The sequence below is a fragment of the Lactobacillus sp. wkB10 genome (genome assembly GCF_000760615.1).
In the GTDB taxonomy this organism is placed as follows: domain Bacteria; phylum Bacillota; class Bacilli; order Lactobacillales; family Lactobacillaceae; genus Lactobacillus; species Lactobacillus huangpiensis.
In genome coordinates this window covers 109403-128989 of sequence record NZ_JRJB01000008.1, presented here as the reverse complement: position 1 = coordinate 128989, position 19587 = coordinate 109403, and the positions used below count along the sequence as shown (strand labels likewise).

Here is a 19587-nt window from a genome sequence, read left to right as displayed (position 1 = left end):
CTTTCTATTTCAGTTATTTTGTCTGAAAGAATAGTCAGACAATTAAAAATATCCAAGCTTTCTGTTGCCATTTGAATAAACTTATTGTCGAATTCACTGGTTACTTTAATTTTTCTTTCCATAGCTTTTCTCCTATTTGATTGTAGTGTATTGTTCAATTAGCCAATCCTTTACTTTTTCGATAGTAGTAGAGGACAAATTTGGTTGACTCTTAATAATTCGACTGATAGTCCATCGACTAACACCAACTTGTTTTGCTAGTTCTTTAATACTTAAATTTTTTTCTCCTCGTTTACGTTTAAGTGCCAAAATCTGTTTTTCTGTTAACTTCATGGTTTCCTCCTTAGCAACAAATTTGTTTACAAAAGAATCATAAGGCATTCCTATTATCTTGTCAACAAAAATGTGGCTATTAACAAAAATGTTGCTACAAAATGCACATAAATGTAAAATTGCCTTAAAGGAGACAACCATGAATAGCAAAATTCGTATAAAAGAATTACGTCAGTTAAATAAAGTGAGCCAAGGTGACCTAGCTAAAGCGACTGGGCTTACTCGACAAGCTATTAGCAATTATGAAAACAACGAGAGAATGCCAAATAAAGAAATATTGGAAAAATTATCGAATTTTTTCAATGTATCAGTTTCTTACATACTGGGTGCATATAGCAAAAAGGAAATTCTAGAAGTCTTAAAAAATAGTTATATCTCTGAATCTAAGAAAAGTTCTTTAAGTTATAGTATGAAAATCTCCAAAATTTCATACAACGTAGATTTGATTTGTATAGCTAAAGGCTTATTGCCATATGATGAACCAAGATTTAATCTGTTATCCGAAAAAGAAATTAATAATATTGATTTTTGGAATAAAAACTTCTCGTTTATCTTTAATAGTATTGCGGTTAAATGGTTAATCACTAAACCTTTAGATGCTACTAAAGAGGATATATTAGATGCTCTCAGGGATGCGCTTGCTACTAAATTACTTAAGTTAGAGAGAGACGATAAGGATCAAAAAGATGGTAAAGAATGGATAGAATCACCAAAAGAGCTTTTACAAAAAAGGCAGGATTTTATCAATGAACATATTTTTATAGATGAAGATGGAGAACCATTTATAGATTTTAATAAAACTAATTACTAATTTCTTTAAGTAAGTTAGTTGCTAAATGATACTGCATAAATCCAAATTAACATGTTAAATATTTAAGATTAGTTCACTTGCACGCCTTCTAATGTTTAGAAGGGAATTAATTAAACATGAATAATGAAATTAAAGAGTACACCACACCTAGTGGTCAATGTAGATACGGATTTAATATTTATGTAGGAAAGAATGAGGCAACTGGCCAAACTATCCAAATAAAAAAGCAAGGCTTTAAGAGCAGGGATGCAGCAGAAAAGTCTTACTATGAATACAAAATAAAAGTCCTTAATGGTGAATATGAACCGTTAACCAATAGAAAGTACACCATTAAAGACCTGTTTAAATTATGGGCTAAGACCTATAAAACCACGGTTAAGGAAAGTACCTATGCAACTGCATTAATGATTTTCAATAACCATATTCTTAAGGACTTAGGTAATATTTATATTGATAAGCTTACCATTTTTCAGTGCCAAAATGCGGTAAATAAATGGTTTGAAATTGCCCCTAAGGCATATAAAAGATATATTCGCTATGCATCCCGTATGCTTAATTATGCAGTTGATCTTGAATTAATTGATAAGAACCCAATGAAAAAAGTTGTCAGACCTAAGTATATTGAGCAACCAAAGGAATTTGACAATTTCTATTCCAAAGAAGAATTGAAAGAATATCTTGAATGTGCTAAGAAGGTAAAGTTTCAATATTACGTATTTTTTAGATTATTGGCCTATTCAGGGATGCGTAAAGGCGAGGCTTTGGCTTTAAAATGGAATAGAGTAGATTTTCTACATAGCACAATTAGAATAGATAGGTCGGTAAGTAGAGGTTTAGAGAATCGCTTGTATATTTCTACACCTAAGACCAGGACGAGTATTAGAACCATTCACATGGATAAACAAGCCATGGTGGTCTTAAAAGAGTGGCGAACAAGACAGCAAAAAGAAATGCTGAAGATAGGTTATAATTTTATAAATACGGATAACTTACTATTCGCGACTTACCAGAATAAGCCATATCAGCCAACGAAGACTACTGATTGGAACAATAAGATATGTGAGTTTGGTAAATTAAGACATATTACTTCACACGGATTTAGACATACTCATGCATCCCTACTATTTGATTCTGGTGCATCAATGAAAGAAGTTCAAAAAAGACTAGGCCATTCCTCAATTAAAACGACCATGGATGTATACACGCACGTAACAAAACAGAGTGAACAGGAGACAGTGACAGAATTTGAACGTTATATGGAAGGCTAAAATCGACTTCATATGTCGAAACTATTGCTATAAACGTTGATATAAAGGTATTTTTAAGAGCAGAGTTCAAGACCTGTTTTCCCGATTATCACATAATGAGCTTTAAGCTACACCAGATATTTTGTTTGTATTTGAGATTCAAAATATTAGTGTATGCTTTTTTAATTCCATCGGTGTTGTAATTTCATTTAGTTGTTTTAACCAGTTTTCACTTCTTGTTTGTTGTAATAATTGACTTAATATTTTTAGATGAGCTTTATTATCAACTGGAGCAATTCCGACTACTAATTTGATTTCTTTTTTATAAATTTTAAACGGCCTTTTAAACAAAGTATAACTAAATCCTAAACTATTGACACCTGCTTTGGGAGTAGCATGTGCTAAGAAAACTCCTTTACCAATAGCCATGTAGTCACCATTTTTCTGAGTTAACGAAATTATAGTATCAATGTAATTTTGGTTAATCACATTTTTCTGAAGTAATTTTGATAATGAAAGTTGGATAGCTTCCTGCCATCTTACAGAATTGCTAATAACATCAAAAGTATATTCACCTTCGGGTAAATTGTCTTCTTTTAACTTCAGTTTAGTGCTATTTGTGATGTATAAACGTAGGTCATTTTCGAGCCCCTTGGGATCAAAAATTCTAGCATGGCTTGCTACTATATCAATTATAGTTGTTGGATTGATGCTGCTGATGCTCTCATTTGTAGCAAGTCCAACCTCTTGCAATTTACTCTCAATTTCTCGTAAGTCAGTTTCACTTAATATTACTGGAACTGTGATTACTGGTATATTTTCTAAATTTTTACTGATTTTTATGGTACTTATAACTAGTTTTACATTTTGAAAAGACGAATTTTCATATTCAAAAATATTGAATGGACCCGTAAAGTTAATATTAGGATAGCGGCTACGGAGTTGGGAAATCAAGAGCTCTGAAGTTCCTATTCCGCTTGAACAAATTACCATAACATTTTCCCTTTGCTTTAGTTTATAATCTAAATTTCTAAGGGCACCACAAAAATAAACTGTAATTAAAGCAATTTCATCGTCCGATAACATAGATTTAGTAAATTTGTTAAAGGGTAAAATGGCAAGCTTAACTATTTCAAAAGTTTCATTATAAGTCGTTTTAATTTGATGAACTAGTGGATTACGGTATTTTATCCTATATTTAACACGATAATAAGTTGAAACAAGATGAATAGTTAATTTAATGTTCAGTGAATTGTCATAAAAAGATAGATTAACACCGGCGATTTCGTTAAATCTCTGAATAATTTGCTTAGAAATGGGTTTGATCTTTTCAATCATAGGATTATCTTCATTAATGTGTTGGAAAGCCTTTGTATTAACTATTTCTGCTAAAAAAGCAGCTTCAGCTTTTGAATCTATTTTTAAGTCGTTTAGTAAACTCTTTGCCCATGTATAAGTTAGTGAATAATTATCTTTGTCAGTAACTATATGGAGGAGGCAGTTGGGTCGACTTAATATGCGTTCAAAGTCCCAACCGATAAAATTGCTTAAAATTAAAATTGACTCATCTGTAAAATAATTGCCAGTGATTTTTTCTAGTAGTTTTAGTTGATATACAAACCATTTATTTTTTATAAATTTTGTGTATGGCGAAATTAAATCTAACAATTGATGAAAATTCTCAAAGACCCATTGACGACAAGCTATTTCATCGCCAGTAATAAATTTACCATGCTGTCCATTCGTTAGTTTTAGCGAAATTGGCAGCTCTTTTTTTATTTTTCTTAAATCTTTGATTACTGTATTTTTACTGACATTAAAATATGATGCTAAATCATTTAAGGAAGTTTGTTTTCGTGAAATTAGACAGAATTGCATTAATTTGATTCTGTCTTTTTGCATTAAGTCTTTGAATTTAAAATAGTTTGCAAAAAAATCAAAAAAATTTATAGGAAGGCTTCTTCGAGCATTCAAATCTAAAATTTTTTTACGAGTATCTTCTGTTAATTGATAACCAACACCTCGAATATTTTCAATAGGGTCTAAACCTTTTTCATCCAACTCATTATTTAATTTTTTAATTGCATAAAAAATACTACGCCGTGAAAGATTTAAATGATCTTTCAAAGTTTCTAAAGAGGTTATGGATTTAGACTTAATCAGTTCATTAATAATTTCATTTCCATGTCTAGTACTTGTGAATTTCAAAATTAATCCTCACTACTGTAATCTGACATTGTTTATGCTAGTGCAATTTTTGCACTATAGCAAGTCACATAATTGCACTTTTTGATATTTTTGAAATCGCTTACCATTATTTTGTCAGGATTTCGAGGTGATTATGTGAAATTTGAACAACTAAATAAGAAAACAATTCAAGTTTTAAATGGAGATGATATGGACTGGCAAACAGCAATTAAAATTGCTGCTAAGCCTTTAATTGATAACGAAACAATTGAAAAAGCATATGTTCAAGACATGATAAATGTTGTACTAGAAAAAGGCCCGTATATAAATATTGGTCCCGAAATTGCTTTAGCGCATTCTAGACCAAACAAGAGTGTTAAAAAAATTGGATTATCATTGCTTAAAACAAATCAAGAAATAAATTTGATAAATAAAGATCATCCAATAAAACTTTGGTTTGTACTTGCCGCTACAGATAGTACAAGTCATTTGGAAGTTATCAAAAGCTTGTTAACAGTTTTAATGAATAGTGAAAAAGTTAATAAAATCCTGAATGCAACGACAGTTGATGAAATTTTAAACATCTTAAAAAGTTAGGAGAAAAATTATGAAATTTGAAGCACTTTGTCAGTCGGGGCTAGGTAGTAGCTTCATGGTGCAAATGAACATTCAAAATCTTTTAGAAGAAGAAAATGTTAAGGACGATATCAAAGTAGATCATGGAGATGTTGGTAGTGCCACTGAAGATCAAGCCGATTACTTTTTTATAGATCCAACGCTCGAAACTTCTGCAGGAAATTTACCTAAAGAAAAAGTTGTTGTTTTAAAAAGTTTAATTGATGCGGATGAATTGAAAGAGAAAGTTAATTCAATTCTCGATCATGAAGGAATTGCTCACGATTGATTAGGAAATGATAGAAATGAATTTTGATATTTTGTTTGATCGATAAATATGATATTGGAGTATTAAATATGAATGGAATTTTAAATCTATTTGAAAGTATTGCAACTACACCTGCCTTGTTAGTAGGGTTAATTGCAATGATTGGATTGCTTTTGCAGAAAAAGAGCGCAACAGAAACAATTCAAGGAACTATTAAAACATTTGCCGGTTTTTTGATTTTAACAGGCGGATCAACTATTTTAAGCAACGCTTTAGTGCCTTTTGCAAAAATGTTTAAGTTTGCTCTAGGTGTGCAAGGCGTTGTACCAAGTAACGAAGCTGTTGTAGCTATTGCTTTGGTCAAATACGGCTCTATAACAGCACTGATAATGTTAGTTGGAATGATAGTAAATGTTTTGCTCGCAAGATTTACCAAATTTAAATACATCTTTTTAACAGGACAGGCAATGCTTTATGTGTCGTGTTTAACAGCAGTAATTTTACTTAGTGCCGGCATGAAAGATGACTGGAAAACAATTATACTTGGTGGAATTTTTGAAGGAACTTTACTTACGATAACCCCCGCTATTTGTCAACCATTCATGCGTGAAATAACACACTCTGATAATTTGGCCATGGGTCATACTGGCAATATCGGATATGCAATTTCTGGATATGTAGGTAAATGGTTTGGAAATAAAAAGCATAGTACAGAAGATATAAAAATTCCTAAATCACTTGGATTTCTGAGAGATTCTACAGTTTCAATTACTATTGTAATGTCAATAGTTTATATAATTTTAGCAATTATTGCAGGCCCACATTTTGTTGAAACAAAATTAAGCAACGGCACAAATTCTATTATTTTTGCAATTGTTCAGGCTGGTACTTTTGCAGCAGGTTTTGCAGTTGTTTTACAAGGGGTAAGAATGATTTTGGCCGAAATAGTACCTGCATTCCAAGGAATAGCAAAAAAGGTTGTGCCCAATTCCAAACCGGCACTTGATGTACCAATTATTTTTCCATTTGCACCAAACGCTGTCCTTTTAGGTTTCTTTGTTAGTTTTATCGTTGGTACTTTGAGTATGTTCGCTATGGTCGCAATGCACACAGTTGTTATTATTCCAGGTGTTGTTGGACACTTCTTCTGTGGTGCCGCTGCAGCTATTTATGGCAACTCAAAAGGTGGTCGACGTGGAGCAATTTTAGGTGCAATTGTTAATAGTTTACTAATCAGCTGGTTACCACTTTATATTTTGCCAGTTTTAGGTAATTTAAAGATGGCCGCTTCAACTTTTGCTGACACTGATTACCTTATTCCAGGAATATTGCTTGGCAACTTAGGTCACTTTGGTGCCACAGTAGTTACCTGTGGAATTATTGGCTTCCTTGTAGTCGTAATTATTTGCAGTTTATTGATGAAACCAGCAAAAACTCAGGAAGTAAAGAAAACTGAGAAATAAATTTTAAAGACGTTATTAAACCATATAAGATTTTTATTATTTGAATGAGGTTATAAATATGAATAATGAAGAAATGCAAGCTGTTAACGCTTTACGTTTCTTAAGTACTGATATGATTCAGAAGGCTAATAGCGGACATCCTGGTATTGCAATTGATGCAGCTCCAATGGCCTATGGGTTATGGGAGAAAGTAATGAACTTTAATCCTGATGATCCAGAGTGGTTAAATCGAGATCGTTTTGTTCTTTCTGCCGGACACGGTTCTGCACTTTTATATAGCTTGTTATATTTTAATCATTTTGGGCTAACAGTTTCTGATCTTAAGAAGTTTAGGCAATTAGGTTCAAAGACACCTGGTCATCCGGAAAAGGGCCATACTGCTGGAGTCGATGCTACTACTGGACCGCTAGCTCAGGGACTTGCAATGTCTGTGGGTATGGCAATGGCTGAAAAACATTTAGCATCTATTTATAATAAACCAGATTTTCCAATTATTGATCATTATACCTACACAATTATTGGTGATGGAGATTTAATGGAGGGTTTAAGTGAAGAAGCAATTAATTTAGCAGGTGATAAAGGTTTGTCGAAATTAATTGTCCTTTATGACTCCAATAATGTCTCTCTTGATGGTCCTCTTAGTTTAAGTACCAATGAGAATGTCAAGCAACGTTTCGAAGCTGCTAACTGGGATTATTTAAAAGTAGAGGATGGAGACACGGATGTTGCTGCTATTGTTGCTGCAATTCATCAGGCACAACAAACAGATAAACCTTCTCTAATTGAAATCAAAACTACTATTGGATATGGCAGTCCTCAGGCTGGTACCAATAAAGTTCATGGTTCAGCTCTAGGCAAAGAGAATGTATTAAAAATGCGTCAGTTTTTTAACTGGACTTCTGAGCCCTTTGAGTTTACTGACGATATCTATGACTGTTTTGACAAGGCCGTTGCCGAAAAAAAGAATAACTATAACGAATGGGTTAAAAACTTTAAGAACTATTCTTTAAAATATCCAAAGCAGGCCCAGGAACTAAAGTCGGATATTCTTGAAGTTAGTGATTTAAAATCACCATATAAATCTGGCGATAAAGTTTCCACAAGGGTTGCCAGTCAAAACTTTATGCAACAAGTTGCAGAAAAGAACGTTAAGTTTTGGGGTGGTGCGGCTGATTTATCAAGTTCCAATAAAACGTATTTAGATAATAGTGGTGACTTTACTAAAAATAATCCAGAGGGTAGAAATGTCTTCTTTGGCGTTCGAGAATTTGGAATGGGTGCTGCAATAAATGGTATGAATCTTCATGGTGGAAATAGAGCATTTTGTTCAACATTTTTAGTGTTTACTGATTATTTGCGTGCATCAATTCGTTTAGCAGCTTTGATGAATCTACCTTCCATATTTATCAGCTCACATGATTCAGTTGCTGTTGGCGAAGATGGGCCAACTCATGAACCAATTGAGCAATTAGCATCCTTTAGAGCAATGCCAAATTTAAATGTAATTAGGCCAGCAGATGCTAATGAAACACTTTCAGCTTGGAAAGTAATTGGTAGAACTACAAATAAACCAACTTTATTAGTAACTTCTCGTCAGGATCTACCTGTTTTAAATGAAACCCAAAATGCTCCGGTTGAAAAGGGCGGTTATATTGTTTCAGATTCTCTGAAAACAATGCCAGACGGAATTATTCTTGCAACTGGTTCAGAGGTTTCTTTGGCTATAGAGGCTAAAAAGATTTTAAGTGAAAAAGGTCAGGATGTCCGTATTGTTTCCATGCCATCAATGAATCTTTTTGATGACCAACCAAGGAGTTATCAAGAAAAAGTGTTACCAACTGAAGTGACGAAACGTTTAGCTGTAGAAATGGGAGCCAGCATGTGTTGGTACAAATACACAGGCTTGAAAGGTCAAGTTATGGGAATAGATACTTTTGGCAAGAGCGGCAAAGGTCCTGAAGTTATCAAAGATTTTGGCTTTACTCCTGAAAATATTGTTCTAAAATACGAAACCTTATAAAAATTAGTTATCAGTGCGTGATTATCCCGTTAATATTTTGCTTTTAATTGGCAGATGTTAATGGGATTTTTTATACATAATAATTTGAATAGATATTTAAATGGATGTGTAATAGAGGATAAAGTAAATAGTAATAATTTTAACTGAATTGTCAACAATATGAATGATTAATTCAAATTAACATTTAAATATTTTTCATAGCTTAAAAAGTTGTCTTACTCAAGTTAAGCTACTAGTATACAGTATGACAGTTTGTCTCGACCCTTTTATTAAATTAACTGGTAATAATTTGCTATATTTTATAAAAATTTGTTAATTATTAGCTCTAAAAAATTATATCTAACCAAGCAAAATCTAAATTCGCATGATGTGTCTGTCTTTGATATAATGATTTCAAAGTTTTTTGACAGTGAAGACTGTTTCAAACAGAATATTTTACAAATTGTCAAAAAGGTTTATAGTGTATAGACGTCATTTTTAAAGGTGGTGCAATGATGAAAAAATCTTATACAACCAGTGCAAATCAAGTATTAGAAATTGCACGTGAACAAGCACAGAATTTTCATCATCGTTTAATTGGTACTGAACACGTACTACTTGCGATGGTAATTGAATCTGATGGTGAAGCCGGCAAGAATCTGCGGGCTTGGGGTGCAACACCGAAAGCGATTCGTGAAGAAATTGAACGTTATACAGGCTATGGTTCAGCTGGCAAAACCAGTTATATGCAAATGTCACCGCGCCTTAGCATGGTTTTGGCATACGCCGGCACTTTGGCAGAACGTGAAGGTTCCTCTAAAATTAGAACCTGCCACATTCTATTAGGTATGGTGCTCAATGAACAAATATTGGCGTCTGTAATACTGCGCAATTTAAATATTGATCTTGATGGTCTGCGTAATGACATTTTACACAGTTTAGGCGAAGATGAACAAGACATGGATGAAGGCGATCAATCTGATGACAATAATTGGTCCAGTTTTAACGGCTCTGAAGAAAGCACTAGTAGAAATTCAAGTACTCCAACTCTTGATCAGGTTTCGGTCAATTTAAACGAGAGGGCTGAAAATGCTGAAATAGATCCAGTTATTGGCCGTGATCGCGAGGTAGCCCGAGTAATTGAAATTTTATCTCGGCGAAATAAAAATAATCCAGTTTTAATTGGGGAACCAGGAGTTGGCAAAACCGCTGTTGCTGAAGCAATAGCGACTGCAATTGTTGCTAAAAAAGTTCCACACGATTTATTAAAAAAGCAAGTGGTATCACTTGATTTAGGTGGTCTTGTTGCCGGCACTAAATACCGTGGTGAATTTGAAGACCGAATGAAAAAAATCATTAAAGAAATCACTGCAAATGGCAACATCATTCTTTTTGTAGATGAAATGCATACTTTGATTGGAGCAGGTGGAGCTGAAGGATCAATTGATGCGGCTAATATTCTAAAGCCATCTTTAGCTAGAGGCGATATTCAAATGATTGGTGCCACAACTTTTGATGAATATCAAAAATACGTTGAAAAGGATCAAGCATTAGCACGTCGTTTTCAAATTGTACGTTTAAATGAACCTTCTCGCACTGAAACGCTGGCTATTTTAAACGGTCTGAAGCCACAGTATGAGAAATTTCATCACGTAAAAATATCACAATCTGCATTAGAAAATGCTGTTGATCTTTCAAGCCGCTACATTTCTGATCGTTACTTACCGGATAAAGCAATTGATCTAATTGATGAAGCTAGTGCTGCCGTTAAAATCAAGTCAGGAAAAGGCTCGAATAACCAATTGCTGCAAATTAATGACCAAATTGAAAAGGTTATTAGTGAAAAGAATCGTGCTGCCGTTAATCAAAACTTTGCAAAGGCTGCACAACTCCAGGAAAGACAAAATAGCTTACAAAGAAGGCAGGACGAACTATCGGCCAAATTCGATTTGGCAACTAATAAGAATGCCATAGTGCAACCAGAAGATGTTGCGAAAGTTGTTTCGAATTGGACAGGTGTTCCAGTTACCCAGATGAATCGTGATGAAACCAAGCACTTAGCCAACCTAGAAAAAGACTTGCATAAGAGGATTATTGGTCAGGAAAAAGCTGTTTCTGCTGTCAGTCGGGCAGTTCGCCGTAGTCGCAGCGGCATTAAAGATGAAAATCGACCAATTGGTTCCTTCTTGTTTTTAGGACCGACAGGTGTTGGTAAAACTGAATTGGCAAAAGCAATTGCCGCAGCCATATTTGGTTCTGAAAACAATTTAATTAGAATCGATATGTCAGAATATATGGATCAAATTGCTAACAGCAAGTTAATTGGTTCTGCTCCGGGATATGTAGGTTATGATGAAGGCGGTCAGTTGACTGAGCAAGTTCGTCGTCATCCATATTCTGTAATACTATTTGATGAAGTAGAAAAGGCGCATCCAGATGTATTTAATTTGCTGTTACAAGTTTTGGAAGATGGTTTTTTAACTGATTCCAAAGGACGTAAAATAGACTTTAAAAATACTATTATTATTATGACTTCTAATCTAGGATCCCGTTCACTATTTGAAACTAAGGCTGTAGGATTTAATGCTGATAATACTAGTCAAGTAAAATTACGTCAGGATCGTGTACGCGAAGCACTAAAGCAATTCTTTAGACCTGAGTTTTTGAATAGAATAGACGAAACAGTCATTTTTGATGAACTCAATCAAAAACAGTTACGTCAAATTGTTACTCTATTAACTCGTAAACTAATAGATCGCTTGCATAAACAGGGAGTTCAATTAAGAATTTCTCGTGCAGCACTCGATAAAATTGCAAAAGATGGTTATAATCCTGAAATGGGTGCAAGACCGTTGCGACGTGCAATTCAAAAGGATATTGAGGATGAAATTGCCACAATGTTAATCAAGGGTGATCTTAATAGTGGCGATATTCTTAAAATTGGTTGTAGTCATAATCATTTAAAATTTGATATTGATAAAGAAAATAACTTAGTAGGAGCGAAGTAAATTAATTGACACACTTGTAATAGTTTGTTATAGTAGTGCGTGATTAAAAGGCTGATTTTCAGGATTTTGCTGATCTATTGTCCAGCAAAATAATAATGGACAAAAACGACATTTGTTGTTTTTGTCTTTTTTATGCATAAAATTCCGGCTTTTTGAATTTGTAATCAAAATGTAATATTAGCTTTCTCTGACAGAAAGGGTGTTTTCTCCTTGTTAAACGGACACGTAGTGAATTTTGGCAAACATCGGACAAGACGTAGCTTTTCCCGCATTAAAGAAGTGCTGGATCTGCCTAATTTGACAGATGTTCAAACCGAATCATACCAATGGTTTTTGGATGAGGGTATTAAAGACGTTTTTGACGATATTATGCCAATTAGTGACTTTTCAGGTAAGCTTTCCCTGGAATATTTGGGCTATAAACTGCAAAAGCCAAAATATACTGTTGACGAAGCACGTGACCATGATGCAACTTATGCTGCTCCGATGCACGTGACTTTAAAATTAACTAATCAAAAAACCGGTGAAATCAAAACTCAGGATGTTTTCTTCGGTGATTTACCTTTAATGACTGAATCCGGTTCATTTATTATTAATGGTGCTGAAAGAGTTATCGTTTCTCAGCTGGTTAGATCTCCAAGCGTCTATTATTCTGGTGATTATGATAAAAATGGCCGTCAAATCTTTGGTACTACCGTAATTCCTAACCGTGGCGCCTGGCTTGAATATGAAACTGATGCTAAAAATGTATCTTATGTTCGCGTTGACCGTACTCGTAAATTGCCTCTGACAGTTTTAGTCAGAGCTCTTGGAATTGGTTCAGATGATGAAATTTTAGATGTTTTTGGTCAAAGCGATACATTACAATTTACTTTGGATAAGGATGTCCATAAAAACCCCGCTGATTCTCGTGTAGCTGAAGCGTTAAAGGATATTTATGAACGTCTTCGTCCTGGTGAACCAAAAACAACTGATTCTTCAAGATCACTTCTTTATGCACGTTTCTTTGATCCACGTCGTTACGATTTAGCACCTGTTGGTCGCTACAAAGTTAATAAAAAGTTATCTTTAAAGAGTCGCTTATATGGTCAAACTTTGGCTGAAACGCTAGCAGATCCGGATACTGGTGAAATTATTGCGAAAAAAGGTACTGTTGTGACTCATGAAGTAATGGACACACTTGAAAAGTATCTTGACCGTGATGACTTTAAAATGGTTACTTACCAGCCATCTCAAGAAGGCGTGTTACCTGATCCAATTAACGTACAAGAAATAAAAGTCTACTCTAAAGTAAATCCAGAACGTGTTGTCAAATTGATTTCTAATGGTCATATTGATAAGAAAGTTAAATATCTGACACCGGCTGACGTTCTGGCATCAATTAATTATTTCTTCCTATTACAAGATGAAATTGGTACAACCGATGATATTGATCACCTTGGTAACCGTCGTATTCGTCGTGTAGGCGAATTATTGCAGAATCAATTTAGAATTGGTTTGGCTCGTATGGAACGTGTTGTAAGAGAAAGAATGTCAATTCAGGATCCTTCAACCGTTACACCACAACAATTGATTAATATTAGGCCGATTGTTGCCAGCATCAAAGAATTCTTTGGTTCATCACAATTGTCACAATTTATGGACCAGCATAACCCGTTAGGAGAATTAACGCATAAGCGTCGTATGTCAGCTTTAGGGCCTGGTGGTTTAACTCGTGATCGTGCAGGATACGAAGTGCGTGATGTTCACTATACCCAATATGGTCGTTTATGTCCTATTGAAACTCCTGAAGGTCCAAACATTGGTTTGATTAACTCACTGGCTACATATGCAGTGATTAACAAATACGGTTTTATTGAGACACCATACCGTCGTGTTTCCTGGAAGACACACAAAGTTACTAACAAGATTGATTATCTTACAGCTGATGTTGAAGATAACTATATTATTGCTGGTGCTAATACTCCACTTAATCCAGACGGTTCATTTAAAGATGATCTTGTTTTAGCACGTCATAAAGAAGATAACGTCGAAGTCAGTCCAGATAAAATTGACTACATGGACGTTATTCCTAAGCAGGTTGTTTCGGTTGCCTCTGCATGTATTCCGTTTTTGGAAAACGATGACTCTAACCGTGCTTTGATGGGAGCTAACCAGCAAAGACAAGCTGCACCTTTGATTAATCCTCATAGTTCACTTGTTGGCACTGGTATGGAATATCGTGCGGCTCATGATTCAGGAGCTGCTGTTTTGGCAAAAGCTGCTGGTACCGTTGAATACGTTGATGCCAATACAATCAGAGTTAGACGTGATGACAGCACATTAGATAAATATACACTTGAAAAATATCGTCGTTCAAATAACTCGAAATCATATAACCAGACTCCTAACGTTAACTTGGGTGATAAAGTTGTAGAAGGTGAAGTTATTGCTAATGGTCCGACAATGGATCATGGTGAGCTGGCTCTTGGTCAAAACCCTGTTATCGCATTTATGACATGGAACATGTATAACTACGAAGATGCCATCATGCTTTCTGAAAGGCTTGTTAAAGATGATGTTTATACTTCAATAAGTATTGAAGATTATGAATCAGAAGCTCGAGACACTAAGCTTGGGCCTGAAGAAATCACCCGTGAATTGCCAAATGTTGGTGAAGATGCACTTAAAGATCTTGATGGTCAAGGTATTGTTCGTGTAGGTGCCGAAGTACATGACGGAGATATTTTGGTTGGTAAAGTGACACCTAAAGGTGTTACTGAACTATCAGCAGAAGAAAGACTTCTTCATGCTATCTTTGGTGAAAAAGCCCGTGAAGTTCGTGATACATCACTGCGTGTTCCTCACGGTGGTGGCGGTATTGTCCGCGATGTCAAAGTTTATACCAGAGAAAATGGTGACGAACTATCTCCAGGTGTCAATACATTGGTTCGTGTATATATTGCACAAAAGAGAAAAATCCAAGTCGGTGATAAGATGTCTGGTCGACACGGTAACAAAGGTACTGTTGCTGCTGTTGTACCGGAAGAGGATATGCCATACTTGCCAGATGGTACTCCAGTAGACATTTGTTTGAACCCAATGGGTGTTCCTTCACGTATGAATATTGGTCAGCTTTTGGAATTGCACCTTGGTCGTGCTGCAGCTAACCTAGGTATTCATGTAGCAACACCAGTATTTGATGGTGCTAGCGAAGACGATGTTTGGGACACAGTTCATAAGGCTGGTATTGATAAAGATGGTAAAACTGTTCTTTATGATGGACGCACAGGTGAGCCATTCCATAACCGTGTTTCTGTCGGTATAATGCATTATCTGAAATTAACTCACATGGTTGATGATAAGATTCATGCACGATCAATTGGGCCATACTCATTAGTTACTCAACAACCTCTTGGAGGTAAAGCACAATTTGGTGGTCAGCGTTTCGGTGAAATGGAAGTTTGGGCACTCGAAGCATATGGTGCAGCTTATACTCTGCAGGAAATATTGACTTACAAATCAGACGATGTTGTTGGTCGTGTAAAAGCATATGAGGCAATTGTTAAAGGAGAAAGAATTCCTAAACCTGGTGTCCCAGAATCATTCCGCGTTCTTGTTAAAGAACTGCAATCATTAGGACTGGATATACGTGTTCTTGATATGAATCATAAAGAAATTGAATTGCGTGACATGGATGATGATTCAAATGAGCATTTGAATATCGACACCCTGTCCAAGATGGCGGAAGAGCAACAACGGAAGAAGTTAGCCGAAGAAACCGCTGATTCCGAAGATGATGAAACGGAGACAGAGGAATCTAATGTACCTATAGATCAATCAGACGATGATAATAAGATTTCTCAATAAGTAGGAGGTTAAACTTTTGATCGACGTAAATAAATTTGAAAGCATGCAAATTGGTCTTGCCTCTCCGAATAAAATTCGTAGCTGGTCATACGGTGAAGTCAAAAAGCCAGAAACTATTAATTACCGTACTTTAAAACCAGAAAAGGACGGTTTGTTTGACGAACGAATTTTTGGACCGACTAAAGATTGGTCATGTGCATGTGGTAAATATAAGGGTGTGAGATACCGTGGCATCGTTTGTGATCGCTGTGGTGTTGAAGTTACCTCCTCTAAAGTTAGAAGAGAGCGAATGGGTCATATTGAATTGGCTGCCCCAGTTACTCATATTTGGTACTTTAAAGGTATTCCATCAAGAATGGGACTTATTTTGGATATTTCTCCCAGACTTCTTGAAGAAGTTATCTATTTTGCGGCTTATATTGTAATTGATCCAGGCGATACTGACCTTGAATTTAAACAGCTTTTGACTGAAGCTGAATATCGTGAGCAAAAAGCAAAATATGGCAATCGTTTTACTGCAAAAATGGGGGCTGAAGCAATTCGTGATTTGCTCCGTAAGGTAGATTTAGATAAAGAAGTTACTGATTTAAAGAAAGAATTAGAAACTGCAACAGGTCAAAAACGGACTCGGGCAATCAGAAGACTTGATATTCTTGATGCCTTTAAAGATTCCGGTAACAAGCCAGAATGGATGGTTATTGATGCTGTTCCGGTTATACCACCAGATTTAAGACCAATGGTCCAACTAGAAGGTGGTCGGTTTGCAACCTCTGATTTAAACGACTTATACCGGCGTGTTATAAACCGTAACAACAGGTTAAAGAGATTACTTGATTTAAATGCTCCTAATATCATTGTGCAAAATGAAAAACGGATGTTGCAAGAAGCCGTTGATGCATTGATTGATAATGGTCGTCGTGGTCGTTCTGTAGTTGGACCAGGTAATCGTCCACTTAAATCTTTATCACACATGCTTAAAGGTAAGCAGGGACGTTTCCGTCAAAACTTATTAGGTAAGCGTGTTGACTATTCAGGCCGTTCAGTTATTGACGTTTCACCAAAGCTTAAGTTCTATCAATGTGGTGTTCCTCGTCCGATGGCTCTCGAATTGTTCAAACCATTTGTAATGCACGAACTGGTTAAACGTAAGATAGCTACAAATATTAAGAGCGCTAAGCGTAAAATTGATCGTGAAGATGATGATGTCTGGGATGTACTTGAAGACGTGATTAAGGAAAGAACGGTATTATTAAACCGGGCTCCTACTTTACACCGTTTGAGTATCCAAGCTTTTGAACCTGTTTTAGTGCCGGGCAAATCTATTCGTCTGCACCCTCTTGCCTGTGAGGCTTACAATGCCGACTTTGATGGTGATCAGATGGCTATCCACGTGCCACTGTCTGACGAAGCTGTTGCTGAATCACGGATGCTAATGCTTGCCGCTCACCATATTTTGGCTCCTAAGGACGGCAAGCCAATTGTTACTCCATCTCAAGATATAGTTTTGGGTAATTATTGGTTAACTCAAGCTGAAAAGGGTCGTGAAGGTGAAGGTATGATTTTCAACTCACCTGATGAAGCAACCGTTGCATATAATAATGGTGACATTCATTATCACACCATTATTGGAATGTCAGCTGACTCGATGCCAGAAAAGGCATGGCCAAAAGGTTATGAACATGGTATTTTTGTCACTACTTATGGTCGAATCATCTTCAATCAGATTTTCCCAGATGACTATTTCTATGTTAATGAGCCAACTGAAGAAAATTTAAATAACCCACTTGCTTCCAAGTATTTCTTGGAACCGGGCGAGGATATTCATGAAAAAATTGATAGTGTCGCAAGTGATTTGATTTCTACACCTTTTAAAAAATCATTCCTGTCTGATTCAATTGCTACAATTTATAAATATTATAAGGTTCAAAGAACGTCTGAATATCTTGATGACTTAAAGACTTTAGGTTATACCAGTTCAACTACTTCTGGTATTACAATCGGTATGACCGATGTTCCTGAAATTCAAGATAAAGATGAAAAAGTTGCTAAAGCCCATAAACAAGTTGATGTTGTGTCTAAACAGTTTAGACGTGGTTTAATCACTGAAGATGAGAGACACGACCGGGTAATTAGCATTTGGAATGATTGTAAAGATCAGGTTCAAGATGAAATTGCCCAGATTTATGACCCACGTAATCCTATTACTATCATGGCCGATTCAGGAGCTCGTGGTAATATTTCCAACTTTACACAACTTGCCGGTATGCGTGGCTTGATGGCTACACCAAACGGTGGATTGTTCGAAATTCCAGTTACGTCTAACTTTAAGGAAGGTTTGTCAGTTCTAGAGTTATTCATGTCTACTCATGGTGCTCGTAAGGGAATGACCGATACCGCCTTAAAGACTGCTCAGTCTGGCTACTTGACTCGTCGTCTAGTAGACGTTGCACAGGATGTTATTATTCGTGATGATGACTGTGGGACTGACCGTGGCATTAATGTTCATGCAATTATGGAGGGTGACGAATTAATTGAACCGCTCTATGATCGTTTACTTGGTCGCTTTACTGCCGAAACAGTGAAGGATCCAAAGACTGGTGCTACAATTGTTGGTCGCAATGTCATGATGGATGAAAACTTAGCACACCAGATTTGTGATGCGGGTGTAACTAACGTGAAGATCCGTTCGATTCTAACTTGTGATACACCACATGGAGTTTGTCGCAAGTGTTACGGTATGAACCTTGCCACTGGAGAAGAAGTCGAAGTTGGTGAAGCAGTTGGTACAGTTGCTGCTCAATCTATTGGTGAGCCTGGTACTCAGCTTACTTTACGTACTTTCCATAATGGTGGTGTTGCCGGTGCTGAAGATATTACGCAAGGTCTTCCTCGTGTGCAAGAATTGTTTGAAGCTCGTAATCCTAAGGGTCGTGCGATAATTTCTGAAGTAGATGGAGTAATTGATTCAATTCAGGAAAATCCTGCTGAACATACTCGTGAAATTACTGTTAAGGGTAAGATCGATACTAGAAGTTACAGCGTGCCTTATACTGCTTCGGTAGCTGTTGCTGAGGGTGACGAAGTTCATCGCGGTGACAAGTTGACTCTTGGATCTATTGATCCGAAAGAATTAATTCAGGTTACTGATACATTAACTACTGAAGAATATATTTTGGTCGAAGTCCAAAAAGCATACAGGATGCAAGGTGTTGATATTTCAGATAAGCACGTTGAAGTATTAACTAGACAAATGTTGCAAAAAGTTCGTGTGCTCGATCCTGGAGAAACTGATCTTTTACCTGGTGAGGTAATGGATATCAATCAGTTTAAGGAACGTAACAAGGCTGTGATTATTTCTGGTGGCATTCCTGCAACTGCACAAAGTGTAATTTTGGGTATTACTAAAGCCGCTCTTGAAACCAACAGTTTCTTGTCAGCCGCTTCCTTCCAGGAAACAACTCGTGTTCTAACTGATGCTTCTATCAGAGGAAAGAATGATCCGCTACTTGGATTAAAAGAAAATGTTATTATTGGTAAGATAATTCCAGCTGGTACTGGTCTTCCGATTTATCGTGATATGGAACCTGAGTCAGATGTAAAGAAACCTAAATCTGTTTATTCAATTGCTGATATTGAGAAAAAGATGAAGGAAGCAGACCAAGCTAAGGAATCATAATCTAATTTAATTAAAAACTGTTCCGTTAGAAATTTCTAACGGAACAGTTTTTTTGCTTGAAATTTTATGAATTATTAGTGATATTTTTATTAGAAAATGTTATAATCAGAAAAATTATGAGGGGGGATGTA

The 19587-nt window shown here is 35.9% G+C and carries 11 protein-coding genes; 9 read left to right on the top strand and 2 right to left on the bottom strand.

What is annotated here, in order from left to right:
- Positions 1-132: 132 nt before the first annotated feature.
- Positions 133-333: a helix-turn-helix transcriptional regulator gene (locus LACWKB10_RS07050; RefSeq protein ID WP_034980508.1), complete on the bottom strand. Its 201-nt coding sequence runs from the start codon at positions 331-333 to the stop codon at positions 133-135.
- 139 nt (positions 334-472) lie between these two features.
- On the opposite strand from LACWKB10_RS07050, the gene LACWKB10_RS09860 reads away from it, so the two are divergent.
- Positions 473-1144, top strand: coding sequence for a helix-turn-helix domain-containing protein (locus tag LACWKB10_RS09860; protein WP_052060322.1), 672 nt, complete (start codon positions 473-475; stop codon positions 1142-1144).
- Positions 1145-1260: 116 nt separating this feature from the next.
- Positions 1261-2412 carry a site-specific integrase gene (locus LACWKB10_RS07040; protein ID WP_034980506.1) on the top strand — a complete coding sequence of 384 codons (1152 nt, stop codon included), beginning with the start codon at positions 1261-1263 and terminating at the stop codon, positions 2410-2412.
- A gap of 138 nt (positions 2413-2550) precedes the next feature.
- Here LACWKB10_RS07040 and LACWKB10_RS07035 read toward each other — a convergent pair whose 3' ends face one another.
- On the bottom strand, positions 2551-4599 hold the full coding sequence (locus tag LACWKB10_RS07035; protein WP_034980504.1) for a PTS sugar transporter subunit IIA: 2049 nt from the start codon (positions 4597-4599) through the stop codon (positions 2551-2553).
- A gap of 135 nt (positions 4600-4734) precedes the next feature.
- On the opposite strand from LACWKB10_RS07035, the gene LACWKB10_RS07030 reads away from it, so the two are divergent.
- The 7 genes from LACWKB10_RS07030 (at position 4735) to rpoC (ending at position 19456) form a co-directional block, all read left to right on the top strand.
- On the top strand, positions 4735-5175 hold the full coding sequence (locus LACWKB10_RS07030; RefSeq protein WP_034980502.1) for a PTS sugar transporter subunit IIA: 441 nt from the start codon (positions 4735-4737) through the stop codon (positions 5173-5175).
- A 10-nt stretch (positions 5176-5185) separates the two neighbouring features.
- A complete protein-coding gene (locus LACWKB10_RS07025) occupies positions 5186-5482 on the top strand; it encodes a PTS sugar transporter subunit IIB (RefSeq protein WP_034980500.1) in 297 nt (98 codons plus the stop codon).
- A 68-nt stretch (positions 5483-5550) separates the two neighbouring features.
- Complete coding sequence (locus tag LACWKB10_RS07020) at positions 5551-6924, top strand: PTS ascorbate transporter subunit IIC (RefSeq protein WP_034980498.1); 1374 nt, start codon at positions 5551-5553, stop codon at positions 6922-6924.
- Positions 6925-6982: 58 nt separating this feature from the next.
- Positions 6983-8944: a transketolase gene (tkt, locus tag LACWKB10_RS07015; protein WP_034980496.1), complete on the top strand. Its 1962-nt coding sequence runs from the start codon at positions 6983-6985 to the stop codon at positions 8942-8944.
- A 494-nt stretch (positions 8945-9438) separates the two neighbouring features.
- The gene (locus LACWKB10_RS07010; RefSeq protein ID WP_034980493.1) at positions 9439-11931 is read left to right on the top strand and encodes an ATP-dependent Clp protease ATP-binding subunit; all 2493 of its coding nucleotides are present in this window, start codon (positions 9439-9441) and stop codon (positions 11929-11931) included.
- A 210-nt stretch (positions 11932-12141) separates the two neighbouring features.
- A complete protein-coding gene (gene rpoB / locus LACWKB10_RS07005; RefSeq protein ID WP_034980491.1) occupies positions 12142-15780 on the top strand; it encodes a DNA-directed RNA polymerase subunit beta in 3639 nt (1212 codons plus the stop codon).
- A gap of 16 nt (positions 15781-15796) precedes the next feature.
- A complete protein-coding gene (rpoC, locus tag LACWKB10_RS07000; RefSeq protein ID WP_034980488.1) occupies positions 15797-19456 on the top strand; it encodes a DNA-directed RNA polymerase subunit beta' in 3660 nt (1219 codons plus the stop codon).
- Positions 19457-19587 lie beyond the last annotated feature (131 nt).